The 17,820-nt window shown below is 59.2% G+C and carries 16 protein-coding genes; 4 read left to right on the forward strand and 12 right to left on the reverse strand.

Features of this window, described 5'->3' with window-relative positions:
* Positions 1-138: 138 nt before the first annotated feature.
* Positions 139-1,131 (forward strand): MDR family oxidoreductase, encoded by a 993-nt coding sequence (locus KOL70_RS20675; protein ID WP_159377886.1) that lies wholly within the window; start codon positions 139-141, stop codon positions 1,129-1,131.
* Positions 1,132-1,141: 10 nt separating this feature from the next.
* Here KOL70_RS20675 and KOL70_RS20680 read toward each other — a convergent pair whose 3' ends face one another.
* From KOL70_RS20680 to KOL70_RS20700, 5 genes are read right to left on the reverse strand one after another with little or no spacing between them, the layout of a single operon-like run.
* Positions 1,142-1,921 (reverse strand): heme ABC transporter ATP-binding protein, encoded by a 780-nt coding sequence (locus KOL70_RS20680; RefSeq protein ID WP_104188374.1) that lies wholly within the window; start codon positions 1,919-1,921, stop codon positions 1,142-1,144.
* On the reverse strand, positions 1,914-2,915 hold the full coding sequence (locus tag KOL70_RS20685; protein WP_215481503.1) for an iron ABC transporter permease: 1,002 nt from the start codon (positions 2,913-2,915) through the stop codon (positions 1,914-1,916). Before KOL70_RS20685 ends, KOL70_RS20680 begins: the two co-directional genes overlap by 8 nt.
* Entirely contained in the window at positions 2,908-3,732 is an 825-nt protein-coding gene (locus tag KOL70_RS20690; protein WP_215481504.1) for a hemin ABC transporter substrate-binding protein, read from the reverse strand. The genes KOL70_RS20685 and KOL70_RS20690 overlap by 8 nt, the downstream gene beginning before the upstream one ends.
* Complete coding sequence (locus KOL70_RS20695; RefSeq protein WP_215481505.1) at positions 3,729-4,760, reverse strand: hemin-degrading factor; 1,032 nt, start codon at positions 4,758-4,760, stop codon at positions 3,729-3,731. The genes KOL70_RS20690 and KOL70_RS20695 overlap by 4 nt, the downstream gene beginning before the upstream one ends.
* A gap of 50 nt (positions 4,761-4,810) precedes the next feature.
* Positions 4,811-7,177 carry a TonB-dependent receptor domain-containing protein gene (locus tag KOL70_RS20700; RefSeq protein WP_215481506.1) on the reverse strand — a complete coding sequence of 789 codons (2,367 nt, stop codon included), beginning with the start codon at positions 7,175-7,177 and terminating at the stop codon, positions 4,811-4,813.
* A gap of 342 nt (positions 7,178-7,519) precedes the next feature.
* Between KOL70_RS20700 and KOL70_RS20705 the strand changes: the two genes are divergently transcribed.
* Positions 7,520-7,807: a SelT/SelW/SelH family protein gene (locus KOL70_RS20705; RefSeq protein ID WP_021506610.1), complete on the forward strand. Its 288-nt coding sequence runs from the start codon at positions 7,520-7,522 to the stop codon at positions 7,805-7,807.
* A gap of 5 nt (positions 7,808-7,812) precedes the next feature.
* On the opposite strand, the gene KOL70_RS20710 is transcribed toward KOL70_RS20705, so the two are convergent.
* The 4 genes from KOL70_RS20710 to dnaK all read right to left on the reverse strand — a co-directional run bounded on the left by KOL70_RS20710 (position 7,813) and on the right by dnaK (position 12,738).
* Positions 7,813-8,352, reverse strand: coding sequence for a PadR family transcriptional regulator (locus KOL70_RS20710; RefSeq protein WP_021314062.1), 540 nt, complete (start codon positions 8,350-8,352; stop codon positions 7,813-7,815).
* 85 nt (positions 8,353-8,437) lie between these two features.
* The gene (locus KOL70_RS20715) at positions 8,438-9,211 is read right to left on the reverse strand and encodes a siderophore-interacting protein (protein ID WP_215481507.1); all 774 of its coding nucleotides are present in this window, start codon (positions 9,209-9,211) and stop codon (positions 8,438-8,440) included.
* A gap of 376 nt (positions 9,212-9,587) precedes the next feature.
* Entirely contained in the window at positions 9,588-10,724 is a 1,137-nt protein-coding gene (gene dnaJ, locus KOL70_RS20720; protein WP_021508663.1) for a molecular chaperone DnaJ, read from the reverse strand.
* Positions 10,725-10,827: 103 nt separating this feature from the next.
* Complete coding sequence (gene dnaK / locus KOL70_RS20725) at positions 10,828-12,738, reverse strand: molecular chaperone DnaK (protein WP_021508662.1); 1,911 nt, start codon at positions 12,736-12,738, stop codon at positions 10,828-10,830.
* A gap of 297 nt (positions 12,739-13,035) precedes the next feature.
* On the opposite strand from dnaK, the gene satP reads away from it, so the two are divergent.
* Complete coding sequence (gene satP, locus KOL70_RS20730) at positions 13,036-13,596, forward strand: acetate uptake transporter (protein WP_058757128.1); 561 nt, start codon at positions 13,036-13,038, stop codon at positions 13,594-13,596.
* A 42-nt stretch (positions 13,597-13,638) separates the two neighbouring features.
* Here the strand turns inward: satP and KOL70_RS20735 are convergent, their stop codons facing one another.
* From KOL70_RS20735 to tal, 3 genes are all read right to left on the reverse strand, one after another.
* On the reverse strand, positions 13,639-14,949 hold the full coding sequence (locus KOL70_RS20735) for an MFS transporter (RefSeq protein WP_058757129.1): 1,311 nt from the start codon (positions 14,947-14,949) through the stop codon (positions 13,639-13,641).
* A 113-nt stretch (positions 14,950-15,062) separates the two neighbouring features.
* Positions 15,063-15,650 (reverse strand): molybdopterin adenylyltransferase, encoded by a 588-nt coding sequence (gene mog / locus KOL70_RS20740; protein ID WP_058771520.1) that lies wholly within the window; start codon positions 15,648-15,650, stop codon positions 15,063-15,065.
* 124 nt (positions 15,651-15,774) lie between these two features.
* The gene (gene tal, locus KOL70_RS20745; RefSeq protein ID WP_058757131.1) at positions 15,775-16,728 is read right to left on the reverse strand and encodes a transaldolase; all 954 of its coding nucleotides are present in this window, start codon (positions 16,726-16,728) and stop codon (positions 15,775-15,777) included.
* A gap of 212 nt (positions 16,729-16,940) precedes the next feature.
* Here tal and yaaA point away from each other — a divergent pair, with 212 nt between their 5' ends.
* Positions 16,941-17,714 (forward strand): peroxide stress protein YaaA, encoded by a 774-nt coding sequence (yaaA, locus tag KOL70_RS20750; protein WP_058757132.1) that lies wholly within the window; start codon positions 16,941-16,943, stop codon positions 17,712-17,714.
* Positions 17,715-17,820 lie beyond the last annotated feature (106 nt).

Consider the following 17,820-nt stretch of genomic DNA (forward strand, 5'->3'; position numbering starts at 1 on the left):
AATAGTCGAAGATTACGCAAAGTTATGCAGAATGTAACACCGGTGCGATAGCGACCGCCTGCCGCGCCCATCCGCCTGGCACTCCCTGCGGCAGAAGCGTACTATGGAGCGCACTTCTCCCAACCAGCCGGAGGCTGCATGTTCAAGGCACTGGTCATTGAAAATGATGAACAGGGATACCGCACATCCCTGCAGGATCTGTCAGAGCAACAATTACCCGATCAGGATGTTACCCTCGAAGTAAGCTACTCCACCCTCAACTACAAAGACGCGCTGGCCATCTGCAATAAAGGGCCGATTGTGCGCCAGTTTCCCATGGTGCCGGGCATCGATTTTGTTGGCCGGGTGATCCACAGCCGTCATCCGGAGTGGCAGCAGGACGATGTTGCGCTGCTCACCGGCTGGGGCGTGGGTGAAAAACACTGGGGCGGGCTGGCGCAGAAAGCCAGCGTCTCCGGCGACTGGCTGGTCAAGGTCCCGGCGGCGCTCAGCCCGCTGCAAACCATGGCGATTGGCACCGCCGGCTTTACCGCGATGCTGTGCGTACTGGCGCTGGAAAAACAGGGCATCACACCGCAGCACGGTCCGGTACTGGTTACCGGTGCCAGCGGCGGCGTGGGCAGCTTCAGCGTGAGCCTGCTGGCGCGTCTCGGCTATGAGGTGGTGGCATCCAGCGGCCGCGCCAGCGACAGCGCCTACCTTCTCGATACGCTCGGCGCCTCCGCGATTATCGACCGTAACGAACTGAGCGCGCCCGGCAAACCGCTGGCGAAAGAGCGCTGGGCCGCCGCGATCGATAGCGTCGGCAGCCACACGCTGGCCAATGTGTTAGCCGGGATCCAGCGCGACGGCGTGGTCGCCGCCTGCGGCATGGCGCAGGGCCTCGATCTGCCCACCAGCGTTGCGCCGTTTATTCTGCGCGGCGTTACGCTGGCCGGCGTGGACAGCGTGATGTGCGCCAAACCGCTGCGTCAGCAGGCGTGGCAGCGTCTGGCGGAGCTGGTTGACGGCGCGCAGCTGGAGCAGATGACCAAAGTGATTCCACTGAGTGAGGCGCGCGCAGGCGCAGAACAACTGCTGGCGGGCCAGGTGCGTGGTCGGCTGATTGTCAATTGCCGCCAGGCGCCCTGACCCGGTGCAGTTATGGCCGCAGCTGTATCTGCGGCCGATCCTGCGCTGGCGGCGTAACCACCTGCAGGTCGGCCTGATACCAGCGTGTCAGAATCGGTTCGGTCATCACCGCGTGCGGCGCGCCCTGCGCCACCAGCTGGCCGTGGTGTAACAACAACACCCGATCCGACCACAGTGAGGCCAGATTCAAATCGTGCAGCACCGCGCAGACGCTGAAGCGGCCATTGCGCGTCAGCCGGTGCAGCAGGCGCAGAGTGGACTGCTGCCAGTAGAGATCGAGCGCGGAGGTGGGTTCATCCAGCAACAGCCAGCCGCGCGGGCCGTCGTCATGCCACAGCTGCGCCAGCACCCGGGCCAGCTGCACGCGCTGCTGCTCCCCGCCCGACAGCGACCGATAGTCGCGCTGCGCCAGCGGCGCGCTGCCGGTTAACTGCATCACCTCCTGCACCACCGCCTGGCAGTTACCGGCCGGCCAGGGTGCGCGCCCCATCGCCACCACGTCGGCAGCCGGCAGCGGAAAGGTGACGCTGTTTTGCTGGCGCATCACCGCGCGGCGCTGCGCCAGCGGTTCACGCGGCCAGGCGGCCAGTGGACGATCGCCCAGCCAGCATTCGCCGGCGTCCGCGTGCAGAAAGCCGGTCAGCAGCCGCAGCAGCGTCGACTTACCGGCACCGTTAGGACCGATCAGGGCAACCATTTCGCCCGGCGGCAACGTCAGGGAAACATCATCGATTAAGGTACGCGTTCCCCGGCAAAACCGCAGTCCGCGCGCCTGCAACTGCTCACTCATTCAGCCCCCTTTGCTGGCGCAGAATCTGCCACAGGAACCACGGCCCGCCCAGCAGACTGGTTAGCAGCCCGACCGGCATTTCGGCCGGAATCACCACGGTGCGCGCCAGCGTATCCGCCAGCAACAGCAGAATCGCTCCCGCCAGCGCCGCGCCCGGCAGCAGCCAGCGGTGGTCACTGCCGAGACAAAAACGCATCACGTGCGGCACCACCAGCCCGACAAAACCGATAATGCCGCTGACCGCCACCGCCGCGCCCACCAGCAGCGCACTCAGCACCAACAGCTGGCGCTGCGTGCGTTTAACATCGACGCCCATATAGTGCGCGTCCTCTTCGCCCAGCTGCAGCAGATTGAGGCGACGCGCGCGCGTCTGTACCAGCAGCAGCACCGGAATAATCAGCAGCGCGCACACCAGCAGGCTCGGCCACTGGGCACCCGTCAGGCTGCCCATGCCCCACAGCGACAGCTGACGCAGCTGCTGGTCGTTGCTCAGCCACGACAGCACGCCAACCGCCGCGCCGCATAGCGCATTGATAGCAATGCCCACCAGCAGCAGGCGCGCCAGCTGGCTCTGCGCCAGCCGGCTAAAGCTGAAGATCAGCAGCGTCACTACCAGGCTGCCGGCAAACGCTGCCAGCGAGGGCAGCCACAGCGCCAGCAGCGGCGGCAGGCTGAGCGGCAACACCACTGAGAGCGCCACCGCCAGCCCGGCACCGCTGCTGATACCCAGCAGTCCGGGATCGGCCAGCGGATTACGAAACAGCCCCTGCATCACCGCGCCGGACACCGCCAGCGCCATGCCAGTCAGCACCGCCAGCAATACGCGCGGCAGGCGAATTGTGAGCCAGATTTGCCAGGCCAGATCGCTGAGCGGCGCCTGCCACAGCGTGCGCAGCGACAGCGGCATCGCGCCGAGGTTGGCCGCCAGCAGCATGCACACCAGCATGCTGATACTCATTAACATCAGCCAGCGCATCATCAGGCGGTTAATCATGCTGCACGGCTTCCGCCGCATGGCGCAGGCGCAAAAGCGCGCCCGGCGTATCGAGGCCGAAACTCAGCAGCGCCATCTCATCAATCACCAGCAGCGCGTGATGCTGGCCGGCCGGCGTCAGCTGCAGGCCCGGCAGCGCCCACACCGCCTGTTCGCCACCCAGCGTGCGCAGCCCCTCTTCGCCGACCACCACCAAATCCGGTGCTGCCGCCACGACGCCCTCCTGCGACAGCTGCTGATAGTGCGGCACCGCGCCCATGGCATTGACCAGGCCGGCAGCGCGAATTGCGCCGTCAGCGCCGGTCTGCGCACCAGCCGCCTGGGTGCGTAAGCCGCCGTGCGCCATGATAAACAGCACTTTCACCGGCAGCGGCCGCTGCGGTAGCTGCGCACGCTGTTTGTTGACCTTGTCGATCAACGCGCGGGCCGCCTGTTCACGCTGCAGCGCGTTGCCAATGGTGGCGATTTTGTCCGTGATGGCATCGAGGCGGTTATCCCCACTGACCTCCACCACCGTTACCCCGGCGTCCGCCACCTGCTGCAACACCAGCGACGGTTTAGCCAGCGCGCTGGCCAGTACCAGCGTCGGTTTCAGTGCCAGAATGCCTTCCGCGTTGAGCTGGCGCATATAGCCGATATCCGGCAGCCTGGTGGCCGCAGCCGGATGCTGGCTGGTGCTGTCGCGCGCCACCAGCTGCGCCTGCGCATCCAGCGCGTAGACGATCTGCGTTACATCGCCCCCGATAGTAATGATGCGCTGCGCCGCCCACGCCGGTAGCGTCAGCAGAGCAAGCAGTGTCAGGATCAGCGCTTTCATGCGGCGGCTCCTGTCGGCGTCAGCGCCATCACCTGCTCGCGCCAGCGTGCCTGTTCCGGCGTGCCCTCGCTGCGCTGGCCGTACAGCTGGGCAATCTGCGTGCCATCGGCAGCAAACAGCTCCAGACTGGTGACGAAGCCATCGCCGCCCGGCTTGCGCGTCACCCAGCTCTCGTGAATGCGATCCGCCATAAGATGCAGCGTGAACGTGGGGTTAAAAACGTTAATCCAGTTATCCAGCGGCACCACTTTCCCGATAGTGCCGGTAAAGATCTGGGTACAGCCGCGATTGCCGACGAAGATCATGATTTCATTGCCATCCTGCTGTACCTGGGCCAGCAGCGTTGCCAGCGCGGTGTTGCTCACCTGACGCGCTAAATCATCCGGCACCGCGCGAAATGCCTGCGGCCGCGAGAGATGGTGACGCTTCAGCAGGCCAAAGAACTGATGCGCATCGGTCATGGCACGCCACTCCGCTTCGACAGTGCCGGCATCCACCCTGTCGCTGAACGGCGTGGCGCTGACCGGCTGCGGCTGCAGCTGAGGCGCGTGCGCCAGCCGGAAGCGCTCAATCAACGCCTGCCACGCCGGCATCTCCGTGTGCGCGGTGGTGTAAATTTTCAGCACCGCATCGGCGTGACGATCGAAAATCTGTATGCTCTGCCGTTCACCGTGCGCGGTCTGCTCGCGCAGGAAGAAAGCACTGTGCCACTGCGCGGGAAACAGACGCTGGTCGAGCGCACGCGGATTAAGCACCAGCCCGCCATGTTCGCCGAGATGCAGATTGCTGTAGGTTCCCACCTGTTCGTGCACCGCCCAGGTATTGCGCGTAATACTTTTGGTCTCACCCACTGCCGCCAGCGCCGTCAGCAGCGCCGGAAAATCGGCGCGCAGCGGCTGCGCGTCGTGGCCCACGCGCGCTTCGCATAGCTGTGCTTCCCCTATGCCCATCAGCGCGGCTAAATCACGCGCGTACATTTTTGGCTGCTGGCCTTTCAGCGCCAGATAGTGTTGATAGCGTTGATGCATTGCGCTTGCTCACGTGAAAATGCCCTGCGCCACCGCAGGGCGAAAAGTGATTAGAAGTCGACGTTCACGCCCAGTTGCCAGGTGCGTCCCGGCATCACGGCCAGATTGATGTCGTTGCGCTCCTGCGCGCTGGCGCTGGTCAGCGTGCGGCTGCTGAGGTAATCCCAGTATTTACGATCGGTAATGTTGTAGACACCGCCGCTCAGCCTGACGTTTTTCGTCAGCTGCCAGTACGCGGTGGCATCGATCAGGCCGTAGCCCGGCACGCGCATGTATTCGCTGCTGGCGTCACTGATGGCCGCCCCGCTGTTGCTGTAGCTCTCACGGTTGGTGGCGCTGGCCTGTTTGCCTTTGACGAAGGTGGCGGTGAGCGCCGCGCCGTAACCGCGCGCTTTGTCGTCCCACGCGACGCCGACAATCGCTTTCAGCGGCGCGACACTGTCGAGATCGATGTATTTGTCGCCCAGATAGCGGGATTTCGCTTTCCCCTCGCTGTAGCCGAGCGCGAACGTGCTGCTCAGGCCATCCACGGTCGGGAACCAGCTGCCGTAGTTGACGCGGGTGCTGATCTCCGCCCCATAAATGTAGGCTTTGTCGCGGTTCTCAGCCTGATAGCTGGTGTAGATGTTGGCCGGAACATTGACGAACATCGCCGGGTTGGTGGCGCGGCGATAGCGGGTGTAGGCAATAAAGTTTTTGTAGGTGTTGTAGAACACCGAGGTATTGAGGGTGATGCCGTCGGTCGGCTGTCCTTTCAGACCCCACTCAAAATTGTTGCTGGTCTCGGTTTTCAGATCGGCATTACCAATCAGCGCATACTGCGCGCTGCCGGCGTAGCTTGAACCAAGGTTCCACGAGCCGTACAGCTGGCTGGTGGTCGGGAACTCCACGCCGCGCTTATATTGCAGCCAGGTGGTGAGCGCCGGATTGATATCGTACTGGAAGGTCAGTGACGGCAGCACTTCGGTGTCTGAATTGGTCTTGCCGTACAGTTTTTCAACCTGCTCTTCGGTCAGTACCGTGCTGCCGTTGGTCAGATCGCCGAGGTTCTTCGGTTTGGTGCTTTGATGAATAACGCGCACGCCGGGAATCACCGCGAAATTGTGGCTATCGAGATCGAAATTGATTTTATCCTGCAGATAACCGGCCACGGTCCAGGAACGGCTGTCTGACTGCGGCTGGGTAATGGTGCCGAAGGTGCCCGGGTTCGGCGCCTGGCGGAACGGACGCTCGCTGTTCTCCACGCGCGCGTTGACGCCGCCGCTCAGCTCGTGGCGGCCGAGGGTTTTGCTGGCGCGCGTGTCAAACCCTAAGGTATCGACGTTGTAGTCAGAGTAGACGAAACCGTACTGACTGGCGCTGGTCGGTAACCAGGTGGTGTCGTGCGCCTGGGTTTGCTGCCAGTAAACCCGCGTGGTCAGCGTATCGATCATCTCGTTGTACGGCGTCCACTCGTCGGCAAGGTTAATGCCCCAGCGGCGCGAATCGCTCTGCTGTTGCGCAGTGCCCCAAATAGTGTTGCCGCTGCTGCTGTCCCAGGTATCGTAGTGGGTGTGATTGGTTTTGTGGTAGTAGTCGAAGGTGGCGCTCAGCTTGTGCTGATCGTTTGGCTGCCAGATGCCCGACGTCATAAAGGCATCCGAGTGCCAGTTGGCCGGGTAGGCGTCTTTTACGCCGCTGTTGTTGCGCGTCTGCTGGCCGTCGCGGCGGCTGTAAACAAACAGGCCGCGCAGTTCATCATCCCCTGCCGCCGCGGTGATGCCGTTGTGCCAGCTGCGATCTGCCGAACTGTAGTCGCTCTGATAACCGAAATAGTGGGTTTTATCGCTGCTGAGGTAGTCGTCCGGCGACTTGTTATGAAACGATACGTTACCGCCGATGGCGGTGTTAGGTTGTTCCACCGATGTAGCGCCCTTCTCAATTTCGACGCTGCCAAACATATACGGGTCGATGTAGTCGCGACCGATACCGAAGGTATTGTTACCGGCGCGACTGACGTACGGACGACCGGTGGCGTCCGGTACCGGAATGCCATCAATATCCAGACCGACACGGTTACTTTCCAGACCGCGAATGTTGTAGCCGGTATAGCCTGCACGGTCAAAGCCGCTTTTACCGGCTGACGAACCGCCCGCCGCGCCAGTGGCGCTGACCAGCGGCTCATAACGCATAATCGAACCGAAGTCATTGGCGCCGCGTTTTTGCAGATCGCTGGCGGTGAGCGTGGTTTTGCTGCCGGCCTGCTGCTTAGGTGCGGTAACGGTCATTACCGGTTCATTGCTGCTGTTGTTCTCTGCGGAACGCGCCAGCGTACTGCTGTCGCTGGCGGCATAGCTGCAGGCTGCGTGAATGGCTGAAGCAAGAACAGCGACTTTACACAGACGCTGCTGAACAGTTCCCTGAAGGTTGAAAGACATGCGCGAAATACCTGGTTAATTGTTAGTATTCGCTCACTTATTTGCTGCCAGAAAACCACGGCTCTATGCTAAAAACCGTGAAACAGCGCGTCACGCTGGCCAGATAATGTTATCGATCCCGGCACCTGTGGCACAGTGTCATGCGCGCTTCAGTGCACAGCTGCCGTATATAACTGGCCGCGGTGCCGCAGGGATGCCTGTGGTATTTATAGAGAGTAAAATGATGGCGAAAACAATTTAATGCAATTGGTAATCATTATCAATATCATTTGCATCAAGATGTATCTTTGTGCGCACAATTTGTTAACCCATGATTAATCAAGCACTAACAGGAGGGATAGGATGGCAGATAAACCGGCAGTAACCATTCACTACTGTACTCAATGTAACTGGCTGCTGCGTTCGGCGTGGATGGCGCAGGAGCTGCTGCATACCTTTGCCGGCGATCTCAGCGCGGTCACGCTCCAGCCCGGCAGCGGCGGCGTGTTCGAGATCAGCATTGATGGTCAGGTAATTTGGGAACGCAAACAGGAAGGCGGCTTTCCCGATGCGGCAGCACTGAAGCAGCGGGTGCGCGATGTCTGCTGGCCGGATCGCGAACTGGGGCACGTGGACAAGAAGAAACCGTAACGCGCTTAGCTGTTGGCGATCTTCTCTGCCGCGTCCTGCAGCGCCGCCACGACAATTTCCACCGTGGCCGGTGAAATCTGCTCCTGCGACAGCCGGTGATTGAGCGTATAGCGAAGCGTATGGATTGCCTGCTCTACCTGCGGAATGCTGCGGTTGTTGACCAGGATCGCCAGCGAAGTGAGCCGCCCGATAATCACCGCCACGTTTTCGCCATTTTCCGCCAGCAGCGCGCGGCCCGCATCGTTGAGCGCGTAGGCTTTGCGCGTGGCCTGGGCATCCACCACGCGAATGGCGTCCATCTCTTCCAGCAGCGTCAGGTTGGGATAAATAATGCCGGGGCTGGGGGAATATTCGCCTTTCGACAACTCTTCCACCGATTTGATCAGCTCATAACCGTGCGCCGCGCCGCTGGCCAGAAAGTGCAGCATCAGCAGGCGAATATCACTGGCATCCAGCATCCTTTCGCGCCGCTTTCTGCGTGCGCCGGCACAGCTGGCACGCTGTGCCGCATCGGCGTGCTCTGGAACATCCCGCTGCTGTTTCATCGCCTTCCCGGGGTCAGTTGAGGGAGGTTGATAGTAGTCTGGTGCCTAGTAAAATTCAACACAGGCGGCAGCGGGCGGGCGCCGGTTATTTCTGATGCCAGTAAGCGACGGCGCGCACCAGGTCGCTGTGCGCCGCACGTTGCTGAGTAAAGTAATCGCTCAGCTGTTTCACCGCCGCGCCTTCGCCGGTCAGCCAGATGAAGTAGTCATCAGCAGGCAGCACAATCGGGTCCAGCAGCGGCGTCAGCGCCTCAGCCTGCATGTTGCCGCTGCCGAGCCAGCTCACCGTGACATCCGGCAGGTCACCAAGATACGCGCGGCCGACTGGCTCATCAACACAGGCCAGCAGATGAATCTGTTGTGCATGCATTTCCTGATAGCGGCGCTTAAATGCCGGCAGACCGGTCTCATCGCACACATAAATCTGACAGGCATAATCCACCGGCACGACGCATGAGCCGCGCGGGCCGCCCATCGCAATGCGATCGCCCGGCTGAGCGGCACTCGCCCAGCTGCTGGCGACGCCGCCGTCGTGGATGTAAAAATCCAGCGTCAGCGAATCGCTGCCGTTAAAGGCCAGCGGCGTATAGTCGCGCGCCGCCGGACGTACGCCGTCAGGCCAGACGATGCCTTCGTCGGTCATGTGTGGCAGCGCCAGCGCACCGCCCGGCGTATCCGGGAAAAACACTTTGATGTGGTCGTCAAAAGAGGGCGAGTGAAACCCCGCCAGATCGCTGCCGCTAAAGACGATGCGCCAGAAGGCATCGGCCACCCGCGTTTTGCTGGCGACGGTGATGTGACGGAAGCGTAATTCATTGCGCACGCGTTGTGGAGCGCGATAGTGAGTCGGGTTTGGCAACGTTTCTCTCCCTGCAGCGACGGTCCCGCGCTACTGCGCTGCCGCACACCGCTGATGGTGCATGTTATCGAAAATCATTCTCATTAAACGCCTTGCAAGATACCTATGATATATTTTCGACGCAATGCCGAAAAATGCTATTGGCGAAAACGGAGCCGGTTTTTGCAAGGTGAGGAAGCGTTTTTTAGTGGAGATTTTCACGGCTTGAGGTCGCCATAAATGGCGACCCTACAGCGTGTCAGCGTATTTTTGAAAGGTAACGGCTGTCGGGGATGTGAATGACGAAAAACAATGCCGTTGAATATCTGCATGGCAGAACTGCGCATAAAAAAAAGCGGAGAGTCGCCTCTCCGCTTGTTACTGTCTGCGCACCCGATTAGCGGGTCAGATCGTCAAAGAACTTCTTTACGCCGTCGAAGAAGCTTTTCGAACGCGGGCTGTTTTTCTCGCCGGTAGGTCCGCCGAAGCTCTCTTCCAGCTCGCGCAGCAGCGCTTTTTGCTTGTCGTTGAGGCTGACCGGGGTTTCCACCACCACGCGACACAGCAGATCGCCGACCGCACCGCCGCGCACCGACTTCACGCCTTTGCCGCGCATGCGGAACAGCTTGCCGGTCTGGGTTTCTGCCGGCACTTTCAGCTTCACGCGACCGTCGAGCGTCGGCACTTCAATCTCACCGCCCAGCGCTGCCATGGCAAAGTTGATCGGCACTTCGCAGTACAGGTTGTTATCTTCACGCTCAAAGATCGGGTGTTTCTTCACCGAAACCTGCACGTACAGATCGCCAGCCGGTGCGCCGTGTTCGCCCGCTTCACCTTCTCCGCTGAGGCGGATACGGTCGCCGGTATCGACGCCTGCCGGGATTTTCACCGACAGCGTTTTCTGGCGCTCAACGCGGCCATGGCCGTGACAGGCGTTGCACGGATCTTTAATCACCGAGCCGCGACCGTGACAGGTCGGACAGGCTTGCTGCACGGTAAAGAAGCCCTGACGCATCTGTACCTGGCCCGCACCGTGACAGGTCGGACAGGTCTGCGGCTGGGTGCCCGCTTTGGCGCCGCTGCCGTGGCAGACATCACACTCTTCCAGCGTTGGAATGCGGATCTCTTTGGTCACGCCGCGTACCGCTTCTTCCAGCGTCAGTTCCATGTTGTAGCGTAAATCGGCGCCACGTGAGGCGCGCTGACGGCGACCACCACCAAAGATATCGCCGAACACGTCGCCAAAGATATCGCTGAAGTCGGCACCGCCGCCACCAAAGCCGCCGCCGAAGCCGCCACCACCGCCCTGCTCAAACGCCGCATGACCGTACTGATCGTAAGCTGCACGCTTCTGCGCATCGGTGAGGATCTCGTAGGCTTCCTTGACCTCTTTGAATTTCGTCTCGGCCTCTTTATCGCCCGGATTACGGTCCGGGTGATACTTCATCGCCAGGCGCTTATAGGCCTTTTTGATTTCGCGCTCATCGGCGGATTTTGAGACGCCTAAGATCTCGTAAAAATCACTCTTAGCCATTTTTCTCTGCCCTTAACATGATCGCACGGGCGTGGAGAGATCTCCGACGCCCGTGCTGGTTTCAACGGCTGTCAGGCCAGCCGTCGCGCCCGGTCAGGGGCAATTATTTTTTATCTTTCACTTCTTCGAATTCAGCATCGACAACGTCGTCATCTTTCTTCGCCGAAGCGTCGCCGGCATCCGCTGCGCCGGCCTGAGCCTGTTGCTGCGCCAGTTCCATCAGCTTGCTGGACACTTCCATCAGCGCCTGCATTTTGGCTTCGATTTCTGCTTTATCTTCGCCTTTCAGCGCGGTGTTCAGCTCGTTCAGGGCAGACTCGATCGGTGCTTTGTCTTCCGCTGACAGTTTGTCACCGGCTTCGTCCAGCTGCTTACGCGTGCTGTGCGCAATCTGGTCGCCCTGGTTACGCGTCTGCACCAGCTCTTCGAATTTACGGTCTGACTCGGCGTTAGCTTCCGCGTCACGAACCATTTTTTCGATCTCTTCCTCGTTCAGGCCAGAAGAAGCTTTGATGGTGATCTTCTGCTCTTTACCGCTGTTTTTGTCCTTCGCAGACACATGCAGAATACCGTCAGCATCGATGTCGAAGGTCACTTCGATCTGTGGCATACCGCGCGGCGCAGGCTGAATACCGTCGAGGTTGAACTGGCCCAGCGATTTGTTATCCGCCGAACGCTTACGCTCACCCTGCAGCACGTGAATGGTCACGGCAGACTGGTTGTCTTCAGCAGTCGAGAACACCTGGCTGTGCTTGGTTGGGATCGTGGTGTTCTTGCTGATCAGCGACGTCATCACGCCACCCATGGTTTCGATACCCAGCGACAGCGGGGTCACGTCCAGCAGCAGAACGTCTTTTACTTCACCGGCCAGCACGCCGCCCTGTACCGCAGCACCCACAGCGACCGCTTCGTCCGGGTTCACGTCTTTACGTGGCTCTTTACCGAAGAACTCCGCCACTTTCGCCTGCACCATTGGCATACGCGTCTGACCACCGACCAGGATCACGTCGTTGATGTCAGAAACCGACAGGCCAGCATCGTTCAGCGCCACTTTCAGCGGCTCAATCGAACGGGTAACCAGATCTTCCACCAGTGATTCCAGCTTCGCGCGGGTCACTTTAATGTTCAGGTGCTTAGGACCAGTCGCATCCGCCGTGATGTACGGCAGGTTAACGTCGGTCTGCTGCGCAGAAGAGAGCTCAATTTTCGCTTTCTCTGCGGCTTCTTTCAGGCGCTGCATCGCCAGCGGATCGTTGTGCAGATCGATGCCCTGATCTTTCTTGAATTCGGCAACCAGGTAGTTGATCAGACGGCTGTCGAAGTCTTCACCACCCAGGTGGGTATCACCGTTGGTCGCCAGTACTTCAAAGGTTTTCTCGCCGTCGACTTCGTCGATCTCAATGATAGAGATATCGAAGGTACCGCCACCCAGGTCATATACCGCGATGGTGCGGTTGCCCTGACCTTTATCCAGGCCGTAAGCCAGTGCCGCTGCGGTCGGTTCGTTGATGATACGTTTTACGTCCAGACCCGCGATACGGCCGGCGTCTTTAGTCGCCTGACGCTGTGCATCGTTGAAGTAGGCTGGTACGGTGATAACCGCTTCGGTTACCGGCTCACCGAGGAAATCTTCCGCGGTTTTCTTCATTTTTTTCAGCACTTCTGCAGAGATCTGCGGCGGTGCCATTTTCTGGCCTTTCACGTCCAGCCATGCGTCACCGTTGTCAGAACCGATGATTTTGTACGGCATGATTTTGATATCACGCTGCACTTCTTCGTCCTGGAAACGACGGCCGATCAGGCGCTTGATTGCAAACAGGGTGTTCTGCGGGTTGGTCACCGCCTGACGTTTAGCCGGTTGACCGACCAGAGTTTCGCCATCCCCGGTATATGCAATGATTGACGGTGTGGTGCGATCGCCTTCGGCGTTTTCAAGCACGCGTGCTTTGCCACCGTCCATAATCGCCACACATGAGTTGGTTGTACCCAGGTCAATACCAATAATCTTACCCATCTAAACGTCTCCCACTTAAATTCTTTGCCAAATTGGGTTGTGAAGCAGAGATGCGGTCACGCTGACCACTTTCAACTGCTGCGGCAGATTTTTTTGCTGCCTCACAATGCTTGATGACAACTAAATGGGGCCGCTTCGAAGCGCATCAAGGGTTAAAACTAAAAAAAATTTAGATTCTCTTACCGCGTGAGATCAAAGTGCGGCAAAAGCCACCTGATTATGATGCAGCGCCCCGCGCCCCACCGCTGTTGGCGCGGGCGTTAAACCAATAAACAATAACGCTGCTGCTGAGGAATTATGGGCAACACCACGCTGGCGAATCCCGCCCCACTGGGCCTGATGGGTTTTGGTATGACCACCATCCTGCTCAACTTACACAACACCGGTCTGTTTGAAATGGATGTGATTATCCTGGCGATGGGCCTCTTTTATGGCGGCATCGCGCAAATCCTTGCCGGGCTGCTGGAGTATAAAAAAGGAAACACCTTCGGCCTGACCGCCTTTACCTCCTACGGCAGCTTCTGGCTGACGCTGGTGGCGATTCTGCTGCTGCCAAAAATGGGACTGGCTGCCGCCGCCGATGGCCATTTCCTCGGCGCTTATCTGGCACTGTGGGGCCTCTTCACGCTGTTTCTGTTCTTTGGCACGCTGCGGGCCGCAAAAGTGCTGCAGTTTGTGTTTGCCAGCCTGACGCTGCTGTTTGCGCTGCTGGCTATCGGCCATCTGCTGGATCACGCGGCGCTGCTGCGCATCGCCGGCTGGGTGGGCATCGTCTGTGGTGCCAGCGCCTTTTATCTGGCGATGGGCGAAGTGCTGAACGAGAAGTTTGAGCGCAGCGTGTTGCCGATTGGCGAGTAATCAACGGCGCGCGGAGCCGTCATGCCGCTCCGCGCGCTGCCATTACGATGAATGCAGCGAAACATCCAGCTGCGCATTAGCCTGGCGGCTGTCATGCCATAACCACAGCGCCACCAGCATGCCGATCAGCGCCAGCGCCAGCACGTACCAGGCCGGCGCCATCGGCGTCAGCGACATCATCAGCGTCACGCTGATCGGCGTCAGACCGCCAAAGATGGCGTACGACACGTTGTAAGAGAAGGAAATGCCGGTGAAGCGCACCGCCGCCGGAAACGCCCGCACCATAACAAACGGCACCACGCCGACCACGCCCACGCTCAGTCCCGCCAGACCGTACCAGATGAACAGCATCTGCGGCGTGCCGCCAAGCTGCTGGAAAAAGCTCCAGCTGCACAGCGCCAGCAGCAGCGAACCAATCAGTAAGGTACGCGCCGCACCGTAGCGATCGACAATCCAGCCCGCCAGCACGCAGCCGATCAGCAGCATCACGGTCGCGAAACTGTTGGCCTGCAGACTGAGCGCCGCCGGCACGCCATGCTGCTTCTGCATCAGCGTCGGCGCCATCAGAATCACCACCACAATACAGGCTGATAATAGCCAGGTAAGCAGCATCGACACCGCAATGCCGCGCTTATGGCTGGCGAGAATGGTCTGTAGCGGCAGCTTTTCCGCCAGCGCTTTGCGCTGCTGCATCTGACGAAATACCGGGGTTTCATGCAGCCAGCGACGCAGATACATCGCCAGCAGGCCAAACAGGCCGCCGAGGAAGAAAGGAATGCGCCAGCCGTGATCGCGTATCGCCGCCGGCGAGAGCGAAGTATTCAGCACCGTCGCCACCAGCGAACCGAGCAGAATGCCGGCGGTTAAGCCTGCAGTCAGCGTGCCGCAGGCAAAGCCGATGCGTTTCTCCGGCACATGCTCAGCAACAAACACCCACGCGCCCGGCACCTCGCCGCCAATGGCCGCGCCCTGCAATACGCGCATCAGCAGCATCAGTAACGGTGCGGCAATGCCAATGCTGGCGTAGGTGGGCAGCGCGCCCATCGCCAGCGTCGGCAACGCCATCAGCAGAATGCTCAGGCTGAACATCTTCTTACGCCCGACTTTGTCGCCAAAGTGCGCCATGATGATGCCGCCCAGCGGGCGCGCCAGATAACCCGCGGCGAAGATGGCAAACGTCTGCACCTGACGCAGCCATTCCGGGATGTCTGGCGGAAAGAACAGCTCGCCAATCACCGCAGCGAAGAAGACGAAGATGATAAAATCGTAGAATTCCAGCGCCCCGCCCAGGGCAGCCAGCGCCAGGGTTTTGTAGTCCTGGCGGTTGAGTCGACGCGTTGTCAGCGAATCCATAAGAGTGCGGTATCCAGAGGCCATGTCAGTATAGTTGTAAAGCTGAGGTTACTATACCGTCAATATTTTGCCACACCAGTCACTCTGCATTTTATGCCTGAAAACGGCAATTTTCAGACGTTTGTCTCACGTCGTGCGCTTTTCGGGCGAAAAGCTGCTACCACCTCCGGGTGGGTTTCGACGTAAGGCCCTTCCAGCAGCTGTAAACAATAGGGTACAGCCGCGAAAATCCCTGGCACTTTCACCGTGCCGTCATCCGCTTTCAACCCTTCCAGCGTCTCTTTGATCGATTTCGGCTGTCCCGGCAGGTTGAGGATGAGCGACTGCTTGCGGATCACGCCCACCTGGCGTGACAGAATCGCGGTCGGCACAAACTGCAGGCTGATCTGCCGCATCTGCTCGCCAAAGCCGGGCATCTCGCGGTCGGCTACCGCTAAGGTCGCATCCGGCGTGACGTCGCGCCGGGCCGGACCGGTACCGCCGGTGGTCAGCACCAGATGGCAAAAACGTTCGTCGACCAGCTCGCAAATCGCCTGCTCAATCATCGGCTGTTCATCCGGAACCAGGCGGGTTTCAATCTCAAACGGTGTCGCCAGCGCAGCGCTAAGCCAGCTTTCCAGCGCCGGAATGCCCTGATCCTGATAGATGCCGTTAGCGGCCCGATCGGACACGGAAATTAAGCCAATACGTAAAGTATCCATAGAGTTATCGCTGTGTTGACCGCGGGGCGGTGAGAAAAAGGGGAATGGCAGAAAGGATAATACAAAGCATCAGCGAGGGAAACGCGAAAACCGTGGCGACCGGCAGCCGCCACGGCACATCACCTTACAGCAGTTCGGCGATCATCTTCTCAAGTTTGCCCTGGTCGATGGCAAAGTTGCGGATACCTTCGGCCAGTTTGGTCACCGCCATTGGATCCTGGTTGTGCTGCCACAGGAATTCCGCTTCGGTCATTTTAGCCGGACGCGCTTTCACTTCGCCGCTGTAGCTCAGTTTACGCTCTACGCTGCCTTCGCTCTCGGCCAGCTCTTTCAGCAGGCCCGGAGAGATAGTCAGGCGGTCGCAACCGGCCAATTCAATGATTTCGCCGACGTTACGGAAGCTGGCGCCCATCACCACGGTTTCATAGCCGTGCTGCTTGTAGTAGTTGTAGATTTCAGACACTGATACCACGCCTGGATCTTCATGCGCTGCGTACTCTTTCTTGTCGGTGTTCTGCTTGTACCAGTCGAGGATACGGCCAACAAATGGCGAAATCAGGAACACGCCCGCTTCGGCACAGGCACGCGCCTGGGCGAAGGAGAACAGCAGCGTCAGGTTACAGTTGATGCCTTCTTTCTCCAGCTGCTCCGCCGCGCGGATGCCCTGCCAGGTTGAGGCCAGTTTGATCAGGATACGATCGTTGCTGATGCCGGCATCGTTGTACAGTTTGATCAGGCTGCGTGCTTTCGCGATGCTCGCTTCGGTGTCGTAAGAGAGACGCGCGTCAACTTCAGTAGAGATACGTCCCGGGATCAGTTTGAGAATTTCCAGACCAATGTTGACGGCCAGCTTGTCAGAAACCAGCGCCAGCTGCTCTTCTTTGTTGCTGCTCTGCTGACGTGCCCAGCTAATGGCTTCGTCAATCAGTTTGCGGTATTCAGGGATTTGCGCAGCGTTGAGGATCAAAGAAGGGTTAGTAGTGGCATCCTGCGGTTGGTAGAGTTTCATTGCCGCGATATCACCGGTGTCGGCGACCACAGTAGTCAGCTGACGCAAGGAAGTAAGTTTGTCCGTCATGGTTCTCTTTTCTCTTAAGTTGACTGTCAGGGTGTAAAAGGCTGTTGCGATAATATCACGCAGGCTAAGCGGCGCAACATCGCCGCGTGCCCTTTACGATAGCGCTAACAAATGGGAGCAATTTGCCGATCCGTGCAGCTTTTTTGCTACACTCGTCGCGACATTTTTCCCATCCATCCCCTGAAAACAGCGGGTCAACGAGGACAGACACAATGCTGATGGTTATCTCGCCAGCCAAGACACTGGATTATGAAAGCCCGCTGGCAACGTCACGGTTTACTCAACCGGCGCTGTTAGAAAAATCACAGCAGCTGATTGACGTGGCGCGCGATCTTTCCCCGGCGCAAATCGCTTCGCTGATGGGCATCAGCGACAAACTGGCGCACCTCAACGCCGACCGTTTCAGCCAGTGGCAGCCGCCTTTCTCACCCGATAATGCGCGTCAGGCAATTCTGGCCTTCAAAGGTGATGTTTATACCGGTTTGCAGGCAGAAACCTTCAGCGAAGCCGACTTTGATTTTGCCCAAAAACACCTGCGCATGCTTTCGGGCCTGTATGGCCTGCTGCGCCCGCTGGATTTGATGCAGCCGTACCGCTTAGAGATGGGCATCAAACTGGCGAATCCGGCCGGCAAAGATCTCTACAGCTTCTGGGGCGACCTGCTGACGCAAAAGCTCAACGACGCGCTGGCGGAACAGGGCGATGACGTGCTGATCAACCTCGCCTCCGATGAGTATTTTAAAGCCATCAAGCCGAAGCAGCTGAATGCCGAGCTGGTTAAGCCGGTGTTCCTCGATGAGAAAAACGGTAAGTTCAAGGTGATCAGTTTCTACGCCAAGAAGGCGCGTGGCCTGATGAGCCGTTATGTGATTGAGAAGCGCCTGACGAAACCGACGCAGCTGAAGAAGTTTGATGTTGACGGTTATTTCTTTGATGCGGCGGAGAGTAAGGGTAACGAGCTGGTATTTAAGCGCCGCGAGCAATAACGCCAGCTTCACCTGAATCGTAGCGGCGCAAATCATTGCGCGTCTGTTAAAAACCCGCGCGTTAAATCGCGCCGCCAGAAAAATGCATAACGGGCCGATGTGACCG

The sequence above is a fragment of the Pantoea sp. B270 genome, assembly GCF_018726825.1.
GTDB classification, from domain to species: domain Bacteria; phylum Pseudomonadota; class Gammaproteobacteria; order Enterobacterales; family Enterobacteriaceae; genus Pantoea; species Pantoea dispersa.

Coding starts and splice junctions, on each gene's coding strand:
- KOL70_RS20735 (WP_058757129.1), bottom strand. CDS start 14,949: ATGGATTCGCTGACAACGCGTCGACTCAACCGCCAGGACTACAAAACC.
- mog (WP_058771520.1), bottom strand. CDS start 15,650: ATGGATACTTTACGTATTGGCTTAATTTCCGTGTCCGATCGGGCCGCT.
- KOL70_RS20710 (WP_021314062.1), bottom strand. CDS start 8,352: ATGAAACAGCAGCGGGATGTTCCAGAGCACGCCGATGCGGCACAGCGT.
- KOL70_RS20675 (WP_159377886.1), top strand. CDS start 139: ATGTTCAAGGCACTGGTCATTGAAAATGATGAACAGGGATACCGCACA.
- yaaA (WP_058757132.1), top strand. CDS start 16,941: ATGCTGATGGTTATCTCGCCAGCCAAGACACTGGATTATGAAAGCCCG.
- satP (WP_058757128.1), top strand. CDS start 13,036: ATGGGCAACACCACGCTGGCGAATCCCGCCCCACTGGGCCTGATGGGT.
- dnaJ (WP_021508663.1), bottom strand. CDS start 10,724: ATGGCTAAGAGTGATTTTTACGAGATCTTAGGCGTCTCAAAATCCGCC.
- tal (WP_058757131.1), bottom strand. CDS start 16,728: ATGACGGACAAACTTACTTCCTTGCGTCAGCTGACTACTGTGGTCGCC.
- KOL70_RS20705 (WP_021506610.1), top strand. CDS start 7,520: ATGGCAGATAAACCGGCAGTAACCATTCACTACTGTACTCAATGTAAC.
- KOL70_RS20680 (WP_104188374.1), bottom strand. CDS start 1,921: ATGAGTGAGCAGTTGCAGGCGCGCGGACTGCGGTTTTGCCGGGGAACG.
- dnaK (WP_021508662.1), bottom strand. CDS start 12,738: ATGGGTAAGATTATTGGTATTGACCTGGGTACAACCAACTCATGTGTG.
- KOL70_RS20700 (WP_215481506.1), bottom strand. CDS start 7,177: ATGTCTTTCAACCTTCAGGGAACTGTTCAGCAGCGTCTGTGTAAAGTC.
- KOL70_RS20685 (WP_215481503.1), bottom strand. CDS start 2,915: ATGATTAACCGCCTGATGATGCGCTGGCTGATGTTAATGAGTATCAGC.
- KOL70_RS20690 (WP_215481504.1), bottom strand. CDS start 3,732: ATGAAAGCGCTGATCCTGACACTGCTTGCTCTGCTGACGCTACCGGCG.
- KOL70_RS20695 (WP_215481505.1), bottom strand. CDS start 4,760: ATGCATCAACGCTATCAACACTATCTGGCGCTGAAAGGCCAGCAGCCA.